Origin of the sequence: Flavobacterium sp. TR2, from assembly GCF_025252405.1 — a bacterium.
Lineage (GTDB): Bacteria > Bacteroidota > Bacteroidia > Flavobacteriales > Flavobacteriaceae > Flavobacterium.
In genome coordinates this window covers 2603254-2616996 of the sequence record NZ_CP104307.1, presented here as the reverse complement: position 1 = coordinate 2616996, position 13743 = coordinate 2603254, and the positions used below count along the sequence as shown (strand labels likewise).

At 33.7% G+C, this 13743-nt stretch carries 19 protein-coding genes; 16 read left to right on the top strand and 3 right to left on the bottom strand.

All coding sequences use genetic code 11. The annotated features are described in order from the left end of the window. Window position 1: 1 nt before the first annotated feature. The 6 genes from N4T20_RS11525 to N4T20_RS11500 are packed head-to-tail and all read left to right on the top strand — an operon-like array spanning window position 2 to window position 2600. Complete coding sequence (locus N4T20_RS11525; protein WP_260669302.1) at window positions 2-571, top strand: DUF4142 domain-containing protein; 570 nt, start codon at window positions 2-4, stop codon at window positions 569-571. 36 nt (window positions 572-607) lie between these two features. Continuing rightward, on the top strand, window positions 608-1255 hold the full coding sequence (locus tag N4T20_RS11520; protein WP_260669301.1) for a porin family protein: 648 nt from the start codon (window positions 608-610) through the stop codon (window positions 1253-1255). 37 nt (window positions 1256-1292) lie between these two features. Further along, window positions 1293-1445 carry a lmo0937 family membrane protein gene (locus N4T20_RS11515; protein ID WP_111365189.1) on the top strand — a complete coding sequence of 51 codons (153 nt, stop codon included), beginning with the start codon at window positions 1293-1295 and terminating at the stop codon, window positions 1443-1445. A gap of 58 nt (window positions 1446-1503) precedes the next feature. Next, entirely contained in the window at window positions 1504-1788 is a 285-nt protein-coding gene (locus tag N4T20_RS11510) for a YtxH domain-containing protein (protein WP_129747360.1), read from the top strand. 49 nt (window positions 1789-1837) lie between these two features. Further along, window positions 1838-2197 (top strand): hypothetical protein, encoded by a 360-nt coding sequence (locus N4T20_RS11505; RefSeq protein WP_260669300.1) that lies wholly within the window; start codon window positions 1838-1840, stop codon window positions 2195-2197. A gap of 28 nt (window positions 2198-2225) precedes the next feature. Continuing rightward, complete coding sequence (locus N4T20_RS11500) at window positions 2226-2600, top strand: hypothetical protein (protein ID WP_260669299.1); 375 nt, start codon at window positions 2226-2228, stop codon at window positions 2598-2600. A gap of 240 nt (window positions 2601-2840) precedes the next feature. On the opposite strand, the gene N4T20_RS11495 is transcribed toward N4T20_RS11500, so the two are convergent. After that, window positions 2841-4172, bottom strand: coding sequence for a DUF5723 family protein (locus tag N4T20_RS11495; protein ID WP_260669298.1), 1332 nt, complete (start codon window positions 4170-4172; stop codon window positions 2841-2843). A gap of 219 nt (window positions 4173-4391) precedes the next feature. Next, complete coding sequence (prfA, locus tag N4T20_RS11490) at window positions 4392-5468, bottom strand: peptide chain release factor 1 (protein ID WP_119789747.1); 1077 nt, start codon at window positions 5466-5468, stop codon at window positions 4392-4394. Window positions 5469-5974: 506 nt separating this feature from the next. On the opposite strand from prfA, the gene N4T20_RS11485 reads away from it, so the two are divergent. From N4T20_RS11485 to N4T20_RS11450, 8 genes are all read left to right on the top strand, one after another. Then, window positions 5975-7285, top strand: a complete 1311-nt coding sequence (locus N4T20_RS11485) for a hypothetical protein (protein ID WP_260669297.1) — start codon at window positions 5975-5977, stop codon at window positions 7283-7285. An 8-nt stretch (window positions 7286-7293) separates the two neighbouring features. Continuing rightward, the gene (locus N4T20_RS11480; protein ID WP_260669296.1) at window positions 7294-7650 is read left to right on the top strand and encodes a hypothetical protein; all 357 of its coding nucleotides are present in this window, start codon (window positions 7294-7296) and stop codon (window positions 7648-7650) included. 231 nt (window positions 7651-7881) lie between these two features. Further along, entirely contained in the window at window positions 7882-8280 is a 399-nt protein-coding gene (locus N4T20_RS11475; RefSeq protein WP_260669295.1) for a hypothetical protein, read from the top strand. An 11-nt stretch (window positions 8281-8291) separates the two neighbouring features. After that, window positions 8292-8717, top strand: a complete 426-nt coding sequence (locus N4T20_RS11470; RefSeq protein ID WP_260669294.1) for a hypothetical protein — start codon at window positions 8292-8294, stop codon at window positions 8715-8717. A gap of 4 nt (window positions 8718-8721) precedes the next feature. Then, complete coding sequence (locus tag N4T20_RS11465; RefSeq protein ID WP_260669293.1) at window positions 8722-9087, top strand: hypothetical protein; 366 nt, start codon at window positions 8722-8724, stop codon at window positions 9085-9087. A 131-nt stretch (window positions 9088-9218) separates the two neighbouring features. After that, the gene (locus N4T20_RS11460) at window positions 9219-9608 is read left to right on the top strand and encodes a hypothetical protein (protein WP_260669292.1); all 390 of its coding nucleotides are present in this window, start codon (window positions 9219-9221) and stop codon (window positions 9606-9608) included. A gap of 566 nt (window positions 9609-10174) precedes the next feature. Next, window positions 10175-10939 (top strand): carbonic anhydrase, encoded by a 765-nt coding sequence (locus N4T20_RS11455; protein WP_313771871.1) that lies wholly within the window; start codon window positions 10175-10177, stop codon window positions 10937-10939. 244 nt (window positions 10940-11183) lie between these two features. Further along, window positions 11184-12005, top strand: a complete 822-nt coding sequence (locus tag N4T20_RS11450) for a DoxX family membrane protein (protein ID WP_260669291.1) — start codon at window positions 11184-11186, stop codon at window positions 12003-12005. A 13-nt stretch (window positions 12006-12018) separates the two neighbouring features. On the opposite strand, the gene N4T20_RS11445 is transcribed toward N4T20_RS11450, so the two are convergent. Then, window positions 12019-12810: a DUF5995 family protein gene (locus N4T20_RS11445; RefSeq protein ID WP_260669290.1), complete on the bottom strand. Its 792-nt coding sequence runs from the start codon at window positions 12808-12810 to the stop codon at window positions 12019-12021. 162 nt (window positions 12811-12972) lie between these two features. Here N4T20_RS11445 and N4T20_RS11440 point away from each other — a divergent pair, with 162 nt between their 5' ends. Next, window positions 12973-13467: an SRPBCC domain-containing protein gene (locus N4T20_RS11440; RefSeq protein WP_260669289.1), complete on the top strand. Its 495-nt coding sequence runs from the start codon at window positions 12973-12975 to the stop codon at window positions 13465-13467. 3 nt (window positions 13468-13470) lie between these two features. Then, the gene (locus N4T20_RS11435; RefSeq protein WP_260669288.1) at window positions 13471-13710 is read left to right on the top strand and encodes a hypothetical protein; all 240 of its coding nucleotides are present in this window, start codon (window positions 13471-13473) and stop codon (window positions 13708-13710) included. The last annotated feature ends 33 nt before the right edge of the window (window positions 13711-13743 follow it).

Below are 13743 nucleotides of genomic sequence, written 5' to 3'. Positions count from 1 at the left end.
AATGAAAGTAATCCCACCCTTAAAGACTGCATATTTTAGAGTCTTTTTCTTATTCGTATTAGCACTCTGCACGACGTCTTGCAGAAAGATTAATCCGATTGAAAACACTTTAAAAAATCAGGCTTTTGCAAAAAATGACAGAGAAGAAACAGAAGTCTTCTTTTTCATTTCGACGGCGAATATTAGCAAATCGATTATTTCCAAAAGTCAAATTGCACAACAAAAAAGTTCAGATGTTATTGTTCAGGAACTAAGCAAAAGAATAGAAGTTCAAGAAAGCCAATTGTTGGAGGAAATAACCAAAATGGCAACATCAAAGCTTATCGTTATTACCGAAATAAATGCCACGCACAAACGAGATCTGTACAACCTCATAGATGCCAGCAGCAACGATTTTAACAATATCTATCTAAACGCCATGAAAGAAACGATATCCGATCAGATTGAGCTGTTTGAAAAGATTTCCAGAGAAACCAACGATAAAGAAATACTTGAACTCGTTCTTAGATTTTTACCCGAACAATACAAACTCTTACGAGAGACTGAAAGAATACAAAAACAAAATGTATAAACGCCTATTATCTATCTATTAACTAATTTTTTTACTATGAAATTACAAGCCAATTTTTTATGCGCCTTAACACTTTTTTTATCAGCATCATTCGGAATGCTGCACGCTCAGGACAATAATGTAAATACCGAGTTCGGTGTAAAGGGAGGATTTAATATGTCTAACCTATATGGCAGCGGGGACGATGTAGATGACAACAACATTTTATACGGATTTAATGCTGGGGTTTATGCCACGCTTCCTATCTCAGATTTTGTTGCGATACAACCAGAGCTTTTATTTACGACAAAGGGTTCAAAATTAGAATACAATAGCGCTTTTGCAAGTGGGGATGCAAAATTTAGACTGAATTATATTGAGCTTCCGCTTTTGGTTCGAGTTAATGTTACTAAAAACTTTAACATTCACGCCGGTGGTTATGCTTCTTACCTAGTAAGTTCTAAAGTAAGCGGAAATGGCAGCTTTGATTTTGAACAGGAAATTGACACAGACGATCTAAACAAGTTTGACGCAGGTATTTCTGCAGGTGTTGGGGTCGATTTTAATCCCATCAGCATCGGATTGCGTTACAATTATGGTTTGACCACTGTGGGTAAAGAAAGAACTGTTGCAGGAACTACATACACCTTTCCTGATGCAAAAAACAGCAACCTGACATTATACCTTTCGTATAAGTTAAACTAAACAAGAAATTGATTATTAACCGCTAAAATATAAAACCATGTCAAACTTATTATATACCATAGCAGTGATTCTGGTAATACTTTGGGCTCTAGGGTTCTTTGTCTACAGTTTCGGAAGCATTATCCATATTCTGCTCGTAATCGCCATTATTGCCGTATTGCTTCGCTTAATTAAAGGCCGCGAAGTTTAAAAATCACATTTATTAAATCAACAAATTATTAATATTAATCCATTTAAAATTATTTATTATGAAAACTAGTAGCACAATTTTAGGAATTTTAGGAGCCGCAGCGGCGGGAGCATTCATAGGTGTTTTATTTGCACCAGACAAAGGGTCAAACACAAGAAAAAAAATCAAAGATAAATCAAAAGATTACGGGGATAACTTGAAATCAAAATTTGATGGCATCGTAAACACAATCACTTCAAACGGTAAAGAAATTATCGAAGAAGGAAAATCTAAACTTAACCAAGTTAAAGAAGATTACAACACACTGAAAGACGATGTGAAAACAGTAAAATCAAACTATTAATATTAGTTGTATTAATTAGTGAAATTTTCAAACCATAAAACCCTATATCATGGAACCAAATGCAACAACAAACGAGAATTTAAATCTTTATGAGAAAGCAGAAAACTATGCTAAAACAAGTTTAGAATTATTAAAACTAAAAACAGTATGTTCTGTTGCTGATGGTGCATCATCATTGGCATCTAAGATAGCGATTGGTATTGTTGTTGCATTTTTTACCTTGTTCCTCAATATCGGGATAAGTTTATGGATTGGAAAAGAACTTGGAGAGTATTACTACGGCTTTTTTATCATGGCACTATTCTATCTCATTCTAGTGATTATTGTGGTAAAATCACATCATAAATTGATCAAAACTCCGATTGGAAATACAATTATCTCCAGCATTCTGAAAGAAACAAAAAACTGATTTAATTTATTAATAAACATAAAAGACTATGGAAGCCATTTACAATATTGATCAGTTAAATCGAAAAATTGAGGAATTAGAAGTTCGCCAGGATGCAGAATGGTGTGCCATAAAAGACCATATCGATGACATTAAGGAAAACTTGAAACCGATTAACCTGATTCGCAACACGGTTGAAGAAATTAACGAAACTGTTGGTTTTAAAAGTCATATTGCCCAATCGGCAATCAGTATCGGAATTGGGTATTTGGCCAAAAGATTTATTGTCGGAAAAGGCGACTCGATGTTTAAAGGAATTCTTGGCTCAATCGTTCAGCTTATTGTAACCAATCTGGTTTCGAAACCTCATCATGAGTCTTCTGAAGATGAAGAAGATTCTCAATACGAACCATCAAGAGAGTAATTTGTCTAACTTAATTTAATTATTATGGAAAAGCTAAGCGAAATAGTAATAAAAAATGGTGTATACGTTTACTCGAATCTATATAAATGTTTTGAATACACAAGGGTATTTTTAGGGGTATAGCCTTTTTTAAGGTACAAAGTTACAAAGGCTCAGAGGTGCAAAGTTTAAATACTTTGTGTTTTCTGAGCCTTTTTTTAAACCTTTGAGCCTTTGCAACTCTGAACCTTTGCCCGTTTCCTACCTATAATCCTGATAAATAGGCAATTTCAGACCTGCATAAATATTACACCCTTTTGAATTGTTTGAAAACAGACTCGAAAAAAAAGTTCCTGAACCAATAAATATAGGGCCAGCTCTAAAACCTGCTCCGATAGCTGTTCCGCTGTATTGCATATAGGTTACAGGAACATAGAAACTAAACTGCCTAGTCTCGTATCTTGGAGTAAAAGTTACAGAATTGGCAATTGCCGTTCCGTTTATTTTTTTAGCATTTACTAAATTGAAATCACCGCTTACATTCAAGTAAAATCTCTGATCGATATTCCAATCAAAATTGGTGTGCAAAGCCGTTGGAAGATTTGCCTTTACTCCTTTTTTAGAAGAGATTTTAGTATAGTTCGAATCAAAAAACTCAAAAATATCATCGGCGTTGTCTACATCTGCCTGAGTTACTCTTCCTGTTATATTATAAGTGTTCTCGACAATATTCTTATAATTTAATTTTCCAATATCAGTTACAGAAGCTGCTGCTTTAAACTTGTAACGGTTTCCCTCGCAAGTATGGCAGTTCGTGCGGTATTCGTACGTGAAACCTAAATCGACACCCACTCCAGCCGAAGCTGCATCAAACTTTGCATTATCTCCATTTGCATAATCGTAACTTGCAGCTGTTCTGATAGTTCCTGTCGAAATATATTCGCTCATAGCAGGATCAGTATTGTTTTTATTGAAAGCTACGCTCAAATCGCTTCCGTTAATGTAGCCGTTTACTCCTGCCATTAAGTATTTTAAAGTAATCCCGCCTTTTACAAAATGATCGTCACGATCCATCAGAACCGTCGCATAACTCGCTCCTATTTCAGCCCAAGAATTTGTAACCCCATTCGGATTCCCGCCGGTGATTAAAAAGTTTTTTGAAGCATTGACATCTTTGTTCACCTCATCAATAAGCTGACCGTTTATGCCGACAAGATTCGTAACACTTCGCACACGCGTAAAAAGTGCTACGCTATGCACAGGCGTAATATTCATCATAAAAGAAGGTCCAAGCATATCGACATTAAAATTCCCTCTGTTGTTCGATTTGAAATTTTTACTGGCATCGGTTGCCAAATCATAATCGCCATCTAATGCGTCTAGAATATTAACTCCATACAAATCATTTTGCACGGTTCCGCTTGCAGAGAAAAGCGTAACATCAGCACGATACTTAGATTCAACAATGTTAGACGGATTAAATAAAGCACTTTGAACTCCAGCATAATTATCATCCCTAAATCCGAAATACGATTGCGACCGCGCATAAAAAAAGCTTCCAAAGAAGCAAAATAAAAGTAAAGTTCTCTTCATAAATTAATGTTAGTTGGTTGTTTTTAGCACAGCAAATATGAGGTAAAAAAATTAAAAAAAATAGATTTTTTTTAATAGGCGCTAAGATGCTAAGCCACTAAGAAGCTAAGCTTTTTTCCATAAAAAAAGCCGAACAAAAGTTCGGCTTAAAAATATATTGAGTTCTAAGAGGAAAACCTCTGAACCTTTGCATCTATGTCCCTTTGAACCTGTGCACAATTAGTACACCTCAGAAGCTTCTTTCAATTTCTCCATATTATTAACCAGTTGAAGCTCAGAAACGATTTTCTGAATATCTCCATTCATAATATTTCCTAAATCGTAAAGCGTCAAACCAATACGGTGATCGGTTACACGGCCTTGCGCATAGTTGTACGTACGGATTTTTGCCGAACGGTCTCCAGAACTTACCTGAGAACTACGCTTTTTAGCATCTTCTTCCTGCTTTTTGGCCAATTCCATTTCGTACAGACGAGAACGCAATACCATCAAAGCTTTATCTTTATTCTTATGCTGCGATTTCTCATCCTGACATTGCGCTACCAATCCTGTCGGAATGTGCGTTAAACGCACAGCCGATTTCGTTGTATTTACCGACTGTCCTCCAGGTCCAGACGAACAGAAAAAATCTACACGAACATCATTCATATCTACCTGAACATCAAACTCCTCAGCTTCTGGCAATACCATAACCGTTGCAGCCGATGTATGCACACGTCCTTGAGTTTCTGTCTGCGGAACACGCTGTACACGGTGAACACCCGCTTCAAACTTCAAAGTTCCATACACATCTTCTCCCGTAACTTCAAAAATAACCTCTTTGAAACCTCCAGAAGTACCCTCATTCATATCTACAACAGATGATCTCCATCCCATAGATTCGCAATATTTCGTGTACATTCTAAACAAGTCACCTGCAAAAATACTCGCTTCGTCCCCACCCGTACCGGCGCGGATCTCCACCATAACGTTTTTCGCATCTTCAGGATCTTTAGGAATCAGCATAAATTTGATTTCCTCCTCCAATTCTGGCAAACGCTCTTTTGCTTCATCCAATTGCATTTTAGCCATTTCCACCATTTCAGCATCGCTTCCGTCAGCAATAATTTCGTTTGCTTCGTCAATATTTGCTAAAACTATAATGTACTCTTCTCTCTTTTCAACCAGCGCTTTAATACCTTTATATTCTTGGTTAAGCTGCTTATAACGTTTTTGATCAGAAATAACATCCGGCTGAATAATCAAATCCGAAATCTCATCGAAACGCTGCTTTACATATTGAAGTCTATCTAACATTTTGTTTTTCCTTTATTTTGGACTGCAAAATTACAAAATTTTTATCGAAAATTCTAGTGTTGATTTTTTAGGGATTTTAAGTTGAATATTTTGAGGAATTAGCGTGATTTTTAGGAGCTATTTCCTGCTCCCGAAGCCTCGGGACGCTATATCTTTTTAGGCAGAAAGTCTCGATTTTAATTAAGAAGTTTTTATTTCCCTAAAAAGGATGCCGCTGCTATCAGGGCTAAAAGTTTAAATATTCAAAAGAAACACTACTTTTTCTATAAAATTATTGAAGCAAAGAAAGTCAATCTCACCTAATCGATTTTGTTTAGTTATAACTTAAAATAAAAATCCACCATTTTTTCTTTCCAAAATCAAAATAGCAATCATGATTTTAGTAATTTTTACAATAAAATCGTAATCTTTTTCCTAAAATTTTTAAAATAACACTTACATTTGTAAGAATTAAACTATTTAACCATTTTATTATGAAAAAATTTATAAGCCTTATAAAGGGCAGTATGCTTCTAGTATGCGTTCTTTTAATTACAAACTGCGCCTCTGAGGATAACAGCAGTAATCTGAATGTCCAACCAACTGCAGAAGCAAAAAGTTGGTTCAATAATCACGAAGCAGACTACAATACTTCTATTCTTCAATATATTGGCAGTTTGCAATGGGAAAATGCCATCGTATCAGACGGCAAGGATGGAGAGGTAATTGAAGTGCCTTTTACACTCAAAGAAAACTTAAGCACTTCAGATGAAAAAGGAAAATTATACAATGACCATCACCGTTTAGTATTTATAAAAAATGAACCTAATAACTTTAAAATGTACTATGTCCAAGCATTTACAGAAAGTGAGAGTGCTAATATCTCAGATAAAAACTACAGTTATTACTCTATAAAAGATAATTTTAACGGCCAGATATTTATACAAGACTTAAGTTCAAACAAAAGCAATGCTTTTCAATTTAAGAATGGCCAAAAAACTCAGCCGTCATTAACTGCAAAATGGCGTGAAGAGTATTACGACTATACTTTTATAGGTTATTGGAGCGAGGGAGGCACTTTTTCACCAATAAAATTGTTATATTGCAATGGAGGAAGTGGCTCTGATGATGGGGGACCAACTTATGGAGGTGGACCAATTGCAGGCGGTGGCGGATCAGGGACAAAAAATCCGACAGAAACAACTATAATAATAATTACTGATCCGTCATTTTCGAACAATCCTTGTTTAGCTTCTATATTTGCTAAGTTGGGAGGGTCAGCAACTTTTCAAAAATATCTAAGTAATTTTGATGGTAATTTTTCGGTTGCAAACTTAAAATTATCTGCAAGTAGTACTATATCAAATGGTGTAAATGCAGAAACAAGTCCTCCTTCAAATTATCTTATTGATATTTCTTTTAATCTCAATAATTTGAATAGACCAGGGCTTGATGTAGCAAGAACGTTTATGCACGAAATGATCCATGCTGAAATGTTTAGAAAACTATTAAGCCTGTCTTCTGTTAATGGAGAAATTGATGCTACTAAATTAAATCAAATGTTAACACAACATAATTATCCAGGTCTTTATGACTATTACACAAGATATGGTGTAAATGGAATGCAGCATGAACAAATGGCAGCTCATTACATGGATACAATTATTTCTTTTTTAAGAGGATATGATTCTGGACTAACTCAGTCTCAGTATGAAGCTATTGCTTGGGCAGGCCTAAAAGGGACTGCATCTTGGAATGCATTATCAGAAGCAAAAAAACAAAGTATTACAAGCACATATAACTCATGGCTTTCAACGGGGAGTACACAATGTAATTAACATAGAATATGAAAAAGATTTTAATAACAATATTAATGACTGTGAGCTTGCAAGTTTTCTCACAAAATCAGAAAAAAATCATTTTTAAATTTGACAAGAAAGTTGATGAAATCGTGTATAGAAAAAACACTAACAATCAAGAAATATCAGGTTTCAAATTTATGATAAATAATAAAAAAATTTTCTTTAGTTCGAATCCTATTTCAAGTAGTAATAAATTAACAATAAATACCAGTAGAGACCAGCTAAATACTATTGTACAAAATGACAATGCAAATAAAAATTATTACTTCGTTGTCTATTTAAAAGACAAAAGAAAATCTTATGCTGTTGACCATCTTGTAAGGAAAATTATTTGCGAGTAAAATATCTAAATATACCCTGCTGACATTAGTGCTTATACTGCATTCTATGGCGAAGCACCAAATGATGCATTTTACGAGGCTCTTGCGTGGGGAGGGTTGAGAGACAGTAATGTAAAAGCTTGGAATGAATTACCAGCTGCACAAAAAGCATCTATAGAAGCTCTTGCTAGTAGAGTGGAGAAATTCTCCAAAACAAGCCCGTGTGGTAATTAATAATAAAAAATAAACGATATGAAAATTGCCATACTTATTATTTTGTCTTTATTTCCAAGGTTTGTAAAAGCTCAAGAAAAAGTAAAAGACACACTATTCTTTTCTTATGATAGCCAATATATTATTACTCACACAGAAATTCCGAATCATTTTTACATAAAAGATGGTAGTGGTGCAAATATCGGGGACTTTTACTTTACAGGAGTTCAAAAGATACAGAATTACGAGACTAAAAAAAGAGAAATTGGTCTTAAAGAATTTATTAGATCATCTAAATTCTATGATGAAAATAGAAGGTTAAAATTAAGAGATTATGACCTTTGGGATTACCTTAAAAATTATGTTATTTTTTTAGTCAAAACTGAAAATGGTGAAAAAAGTTACTTACAAGTAGAAGCAAGTTTTGAAATTGAATAAAAAATCAAAGCATGAAAAATAAGTTTAAAAATATCTTTTTAAAAACCAATATTAGTCTTTTACTGGTAGCTATGATTTCAATAAATCTTCAAGCTCAAAAAAAAGTAAAAGACACACTTTTTTTTGCTTATGATGGTAATTATATTACTATACATACTGAACCAAACTATTATTATATACAAGATGGGAGTGGTGCTCGTATTGGAGGCTTTTACTTTACTGAAGTTCAAAAGATAAAGAATTACAAGACTAAAAAAAGAGAAATTGGTCTTAAAGAATTTATTAGATCATCTAAATTCTACGACGAAAATAGAAGATTAAAATTAAGAGATTATGAACTTTCTGACTACCTCAAAGATTACATTATTTTTTTAGTCAAAACTGAAGATGGCAAGAAAAAATATATACAAGTTGAAGCAAGTTTTGAAATTGAATAAGAAAATGAAGAATAATTTTTTAGTGTTTTTAACAATTATAATGGCTGCGAGCTTTCAAGTTTTCTCACAAAATCAGAAAAAAATCATTTTTGAATTTGACCAGAAAGTTGATGAAATCGTGTATAGAAAAAACACTAACAATCAAGAAATATCAGGTTTCAAATTTAGGATAAATAATAAAAAAATATTTTTTAGTTCGAATCCTATTTCAAGTAGTAATAGATTAACAATAAATACTAGTAGAGACCAGCTAAATAGTATTATCCAAAATGACAATGCAAATAAAAATTATTACTTTATTGTCTATTTAAAAGATAAAGGAAAATCTTATGCCGTTGACCATCTTGTAAGAAAAATTATTTGCGAGTAAAATATTCAAATAACTCTCCAAGAGTCTTGCTGGAGGAGTTTGTTCACTATTTGTTAATGAAGCTATACCTTATGAGACTGTTCCATACGAGGAAGAATCTATAAATCTTTAAGAAATAAAAACTAGCAACAATGATAAATATAGAGTTAAATAAAACTGTAGAAATGTTAGAGAAATTCAATTATAAATACAAATTAAACAGCAGCTATATTACTGTAACTCTTGAATTTTCTCAAAATGTTGTAATTGATTTATCGAATCCTTCAAAAATTATCATTTCAGATTATCTTGAAAATTGGAATTTTTTAACAGGATGTATCAAAATGAGTTTAAAAAATGCGATTCTATATAATTTTTTCCTGCTTTTATTCTTTGGCTTTTTATGCCAATATTTACAATTTACAGGAAGCTCATTAACCAATTTACTTTTAACTTTCATGGGATGGGTATTGTTATTTTCAACATATTATTTAATTAAACTTGAAGGTTTTAAATTACAACTCAAAACAATAGTAAAGTAATTTTCCCTCGCTACACGAAGTGTTTAACTAAAAAGCTACGCAAATGTCTCTGACTTTGCGTTTTTTTATCCCGCTCCACGAGTCTTCAACTGAAACGCTACGCAAATGTCTCTGACTTTGCGTTTTTTATTTCATATAAATCTTAAAACCACTTAAAAGTCTCCGACTTTTTATTGATTGTTCTAAAAATAATTAATTTAAGACATGACTAATATAAAGTCAGAGATTTTTGAGACGTTTATGTTTTCAGATTAATAATCGTGAAAATGGCGCAAAGTCGGAGACATTTGCGCAGCACCGAAAAACAAATTAAATCAGTATTCTAGACGAACCTTACAGAAACCATCCAACAGTTCCATTCCATCTTCTGGTAATAATTGCACGGGAATTTCAAGTAAAGTTGTTACATTCCTAAAGTGATTAGAAGATTTAGCTTATTTTGTTATTTTTAAAACTTATAGGATATTATTTACAAAAACATTACAAGTAATTTCGTTTCCGCTGGTGCGAGCATCTCCTTACGGGCGCGACCTTCATTTTACTTTAATATTTAAATAAATATCTTGATGAAACATCTTATAACTGTATTTTTTACTATCGTTCTTTTTGCCAATCAAAACACATATGCTCAGAGTATAACCGATTCTATACGTTGGAGAAAAGAAAACAACATTGTGAATCGCGATTCTGCTTATGCTAATCCATATTATGGAATGCAGAAGTTATTAGGAGGAAACAGTAGATTTCAGCGCGGAAAAAGTATTTTCCCAAGGCAGAATCATAAAGTAATCAAAAAATTATCTGAAGGACAGCATCCATTTGCAACTATTGTCGGGTGTTCAGATTCACGGGTTTCGGCAGAAATCCTTTTTGATCAGGGTTTTGGCGACCTATTTGTTTGCCGAACCGCTGGTCAGGTGATGGCTGAAGCTACTTATGGAACTATTGAATACTCGTATCTCAATCTCGGAACAAAACTTATTGTAGTACTGGGACATACGGGTTGCGGTGCAGTTCATGCCGCCATTAAAAGGCCCGAAGCTCCCCCAGGTCATATTGTTTGCCTGATTAATGCCATAAAGCCAGCGGTTAAAGAAGCAGAAAATATGCCCGGAAATAATGAACATAATGCTATACATCTAAACGTAATCAATCAGGTAAATCAACTCAGACAGCTAGAACCAGTACTTAGCCGAGCTTATGAAAATGGTGAGTTATTGATTGTTGGAGCGATTTATGACCTTGGAACTGGGAAGTTTGAATTTCTAAAAGAAACTATTGAAAATTTACCTCCAACCCAATATTCTAAACGCAACATTACGGGATTATAACACCTCATAAAAAAGTTCATATTTAAAAAAAACTGCGCAAATGTCTACTATTTTGCGCTTTTTTTTACATCAGTAATCTGCTCTTCCTTTATTTTGTGTTTCCATGCTTCTTAATTGTTTTTCTTCGAAACGAATTAAAAGACAAAATAAAAAAAATACAATCCTCATTAAATCAGTATTTTAGTCAATAAATTTATATATTTGGTCATACCAAAAACAAATTTACTATCTAAAACCACTATTAATGAAAGGACTTATTAAAATCGGCCGTTTATTTTACGGTATCGGTATCATTGCCTTGGGAGTGCATCAGCTTATTATTAAAGATTTTCGATCTGAAATTTTATCTCCTTTTCCCGCTTGGGCACATGAATATCCTGTTTTTTCCATCCTTACCGGAATCATTTTAATATTGGCAGGAATCATTATTTCAGGAATCGTTACCATTAAATTTATAGATGCCAAAAAAGTCTGTCTCTATTTAGGTTTTGCTTTTCTTGCCGCTTTTATTGTTTCTCATCTGCCTTTTATTTTCGTTTTTAATACCGATAAAACCAACGCTACACAAATTTGGATCAATGCTATTGAAGAACTAACATATAGCGGTGGAGCGTTTGTATTGGCGGGTTCGTATAGTGCGCACAAAAGCGAAAGCAAATTTGACTCATTTCTAGAAAAACTTATTCCAGTTGGGCGAATTTTCTATTCGCTTTTAATGCTTTTGTTTGGTTTAAGCCATTTTCTTTTTGCTGAGTTTGTGTCAACAATGGTTCCTAAATGGCTGCCAGGAACAATGTTTTGGACTTATTTTGTAGGTGTTGCACTTATTTGTTCGGGCATTGCGATTATTTTCAAGCTTTGGATAAAACCAATTTCGCTTCTTTTAGCTTTAATGCTTTTACTTTTTGTACTTTTTTTCCACCTACAAGATGCTATTGCAAATCCGACTGTGGGTGGCGGAAATGAAATTGTACGCGCTATTATTGCTTTACTTTTCTGCGGAATTGCGTTGGTAATTGCTCTAACTAACGATTCTGAAAAAAAACTTTCAACTGAAACCATTTAAACGTAACTGTAAATCAAGCCACGACACATTCCATATTTTTTTCTTCCATGATTTGCATATCGATTATTTTTTGAGCGATAGTTCCTCTTTCAAATAAGCGAATGAATTTAAAAACGGCACTCACAAAATAACCCGGATTCGAAACCAATCGGGCGATTTCGGTTATTCGCTGGTCTCTTAGCTGTGTGCAGGCTTCTCTTTCGCTTTCTGGAACTGCTACAAATTCGTTGGCAAATTTCCATGCGCCGTTTCTTGCTGTTTCCATGCTGAAATCTATAAAGAAATTGTCTGCTTTGCCTGTAACTTTTAATATCCACGTAAGTGTTGGCCAAATTTTAATTAAGCATTTTTCGACACCGCCAACCAAACTGCTCAGAATGAAATTTATTTTATCAAAATCGGCTTTTAAATCCTCGATATTTTCTACTGTGCTGACTTCTGCTGAGGCAATTCCTAAATCGAGGTTTATATGCGCGTTGATTCCGAGTAATAAATGCTGCAAAACTATTGGCCAGAAATTTTCGGCTTGTTCAAAAGCAAACGCCCAGCATTCAGAAGGTTTTTCTTTGGCTTGATATTGATAATACGCTTTTAGATATCTGTTAGCAAAAATAACATCGAGTTTTTCCATTCTTTCGCCATTCTGAAAAGAACCAGCCAGAATACCTTCTTTTACTCTTACCGTAACTTCGCGATATAAAATAGCAAATAACCCTAAATTGCTCTGATCTATTTTTGATTTTTCTATTATTTCATCCAAAAACAGAATAACTTCGTCTATAGTTTCAGCTTGTTTCATACTCATTTATAATTGGTTATGATTAAATTGAGAAGAACGAATTTAATTATTTTAAGCTTTCAATGAACGGATTTTGATAAATCGCCTCGAGATTTACAATGCTTTTTTTAGTACCAAAACCGACACGAAATATCTTATATTTGATAAAGCAATAAAACCTGATATCAAATGGAAAACTTCGACTGGACATCTTTCACGAAAAAAATAGCAGTTAAGGCAAAACTTACAGACATTTATAATGCCTGGACAATTGCAAATGAACTGGAAAAATGGTTTCTAGAAAAAGTATCTTTTTTTGATGCTACTGAAGATCCAATCGGCAAAGACCAAAATATTTTAGAAGGTTCTACTTATGAATGGCTTTGGTACTTGTACAACGACTCAATGAAAGGAAAAATTACTGCTGCCAACGGAAAAGACTATCTGCAGTTTACTTTTGAAGGAAATTGTCTGGTAGATGTAAAATTGAGCGAAACAAATGGCTACACAATTATTGAACTTCGCCATCATAATATTCCAACAGATGATTATTCGAAACAATACATCAGATTGGGCTGTTCCAACGGCTGGCATTTTTATTTGACCAATCTGAAATCGGTTTATGAAGGCGGATTGGATTTGCGCAATAAAGATGAGAATTTGAATCCTATGATAAATAATTAAATAATGGATCTTGAAGAAATAATATCTGGGCGAATTATTCTAGAGTTTTTGGGAGCTTCTACACGATTTTTAGGTTTCAATTTATGGACTCTTTCCAATGATAATGATTTTAGAACATTTTCAAGTTTCTGGTCGGCAGGCGGCAGTATCAAAAAAAGAGATGGTAACAGCGATCGAAATCACATGATTGGAGGTATAACGTTAGGAAGTTTTGTTATATTGCTGATTATTTTTAATTCGTAAGCAATAAAAACATCCCAAAAGAAATCTCTTTTG

Coding starts and splice junctions, on each gene's coding strand:
- N4T20_RS11525 (WP_260669302.1), top strand. CDS start 2: ATGAAAGTAATCCCACCCTTAAAGACTGCATATTTTAGAGTCTTTTTC.
- N4T20_RS11520 (WP_260669301.1), top strand. CDS start 608: ATGAAATTACAAGCCAATTTTTTATGCGCCTTAACACTTTTTTTATCA.
- N4T20_RS11515 (WP_111365189.1), top strand. CDS start 1,293: ATGTCAAACTTATTATATACCATAGCAGTGATTCTGGTAATACTTTGG.
- N4T20_RS11510 (WP_129747360.1), top strand. CDS start 1,504: ATGAAAACTAGTAGCACAATTTTAGGAATTTTAGGAGCCGCAGCGGCG.
- N4T20_RS11505 (WP_260669300.1), top strand. CDS start 1,838: ATGGAACCAAATGCAACAACAAACGAGAATTTAAATCTTTATGAGAAA.
- N4T20_RS11500 (WP_260669299.1), top strand. CDS start 2,226: ATGGAAGCCATTTACAATATTGATCAGTTAAATCGAAAAATTGAGGAA.
- N4T20_RS11495 (WP_260669298.1), bottom strand. CDS start 4,172: ATGAAGAGAACTTTACTTTTATTTTGCTTCTTTGGAAGCTTTTTTTAT.
- prfA (WP_119789747.1), bottom strand. CDS start 5,468: ATGTTAGATAGACTTCAATATGTAAAGCAGCGTTTCGATGAGATTTCG.
- N4T20_RS11485 (WP_260669297.1), top strand. CDS start 5,975: ATGCTTCTAGTATGCGTTCTTTTAATTACAAACTGCGCCTCTGAGGAT.
- N4T20_RS11480 (WP_260669296.1), top strand. CDS start 7,294: ATGAAAAAGATTTTAATAACAATATTAATGACTGTGAGCTTGCAAGTT.
- N4T20_RS11475 (WP_260669295.1), top strand. CDS start 7,882: ATGAAAATTGCCATACTTATTATTTTGTCTTTATTTCCAAGGTTTGTA.
- N4T20_RS11470 (WP_260669294.1), top strand. CDS start 8,292: ATGAAAAATAAGTTTAAAAATATCTTTTTAAAAACCAATATTAGTCTT.
- N4T20_RS11465 (WP_260669293.1), top strand. CDS start 8,722: ATGAAGAATAATTTTTTAGTGTTTTTAACAATTATAATGGCTGCGAGC.
- N4T20_RS11460 (WP_260669292.1), top strand. CDS start 9,219: ATGATAAATATAGAGTTAAATAAAACTGTAGAAATGTTAGAGAAATTC.
- N4T20_RS11455 (WP_313771871.1), top strand. CDS start 10,175: ATGAAACATCTTATAACTGTATTTTTTACTATCGTTCTTTTTGCCAAT.
- N4T20_RS11450 (WP_260669291.1), top strand. CDS start 11,184: ATGAAAGGACTTATTAAAATCGGCCGTTTATTTTACGGTATCGGTATC.
- N4T20_RS11445 (WP_260669290.1), bottom strand. CDS start 12,810: ATGAGTATGAAACAAGCTGAAACTATAGACGAAGTTATTCTGTTTTTG.
- N4T20_RS11440 (WP_260669289.1), top strand. CDS start 12,973: ATGGAAAACTTCGACTGGACATCTTTCACGAAAAAAATAGCAGTTAAG.
- N4T20_RS11435 (WP_260669288.1), top strand. CDS start 13,471: ATGGATCTTGAAGAAATAATATCTGGGCGAATTATTCTAGAGTTTTTG.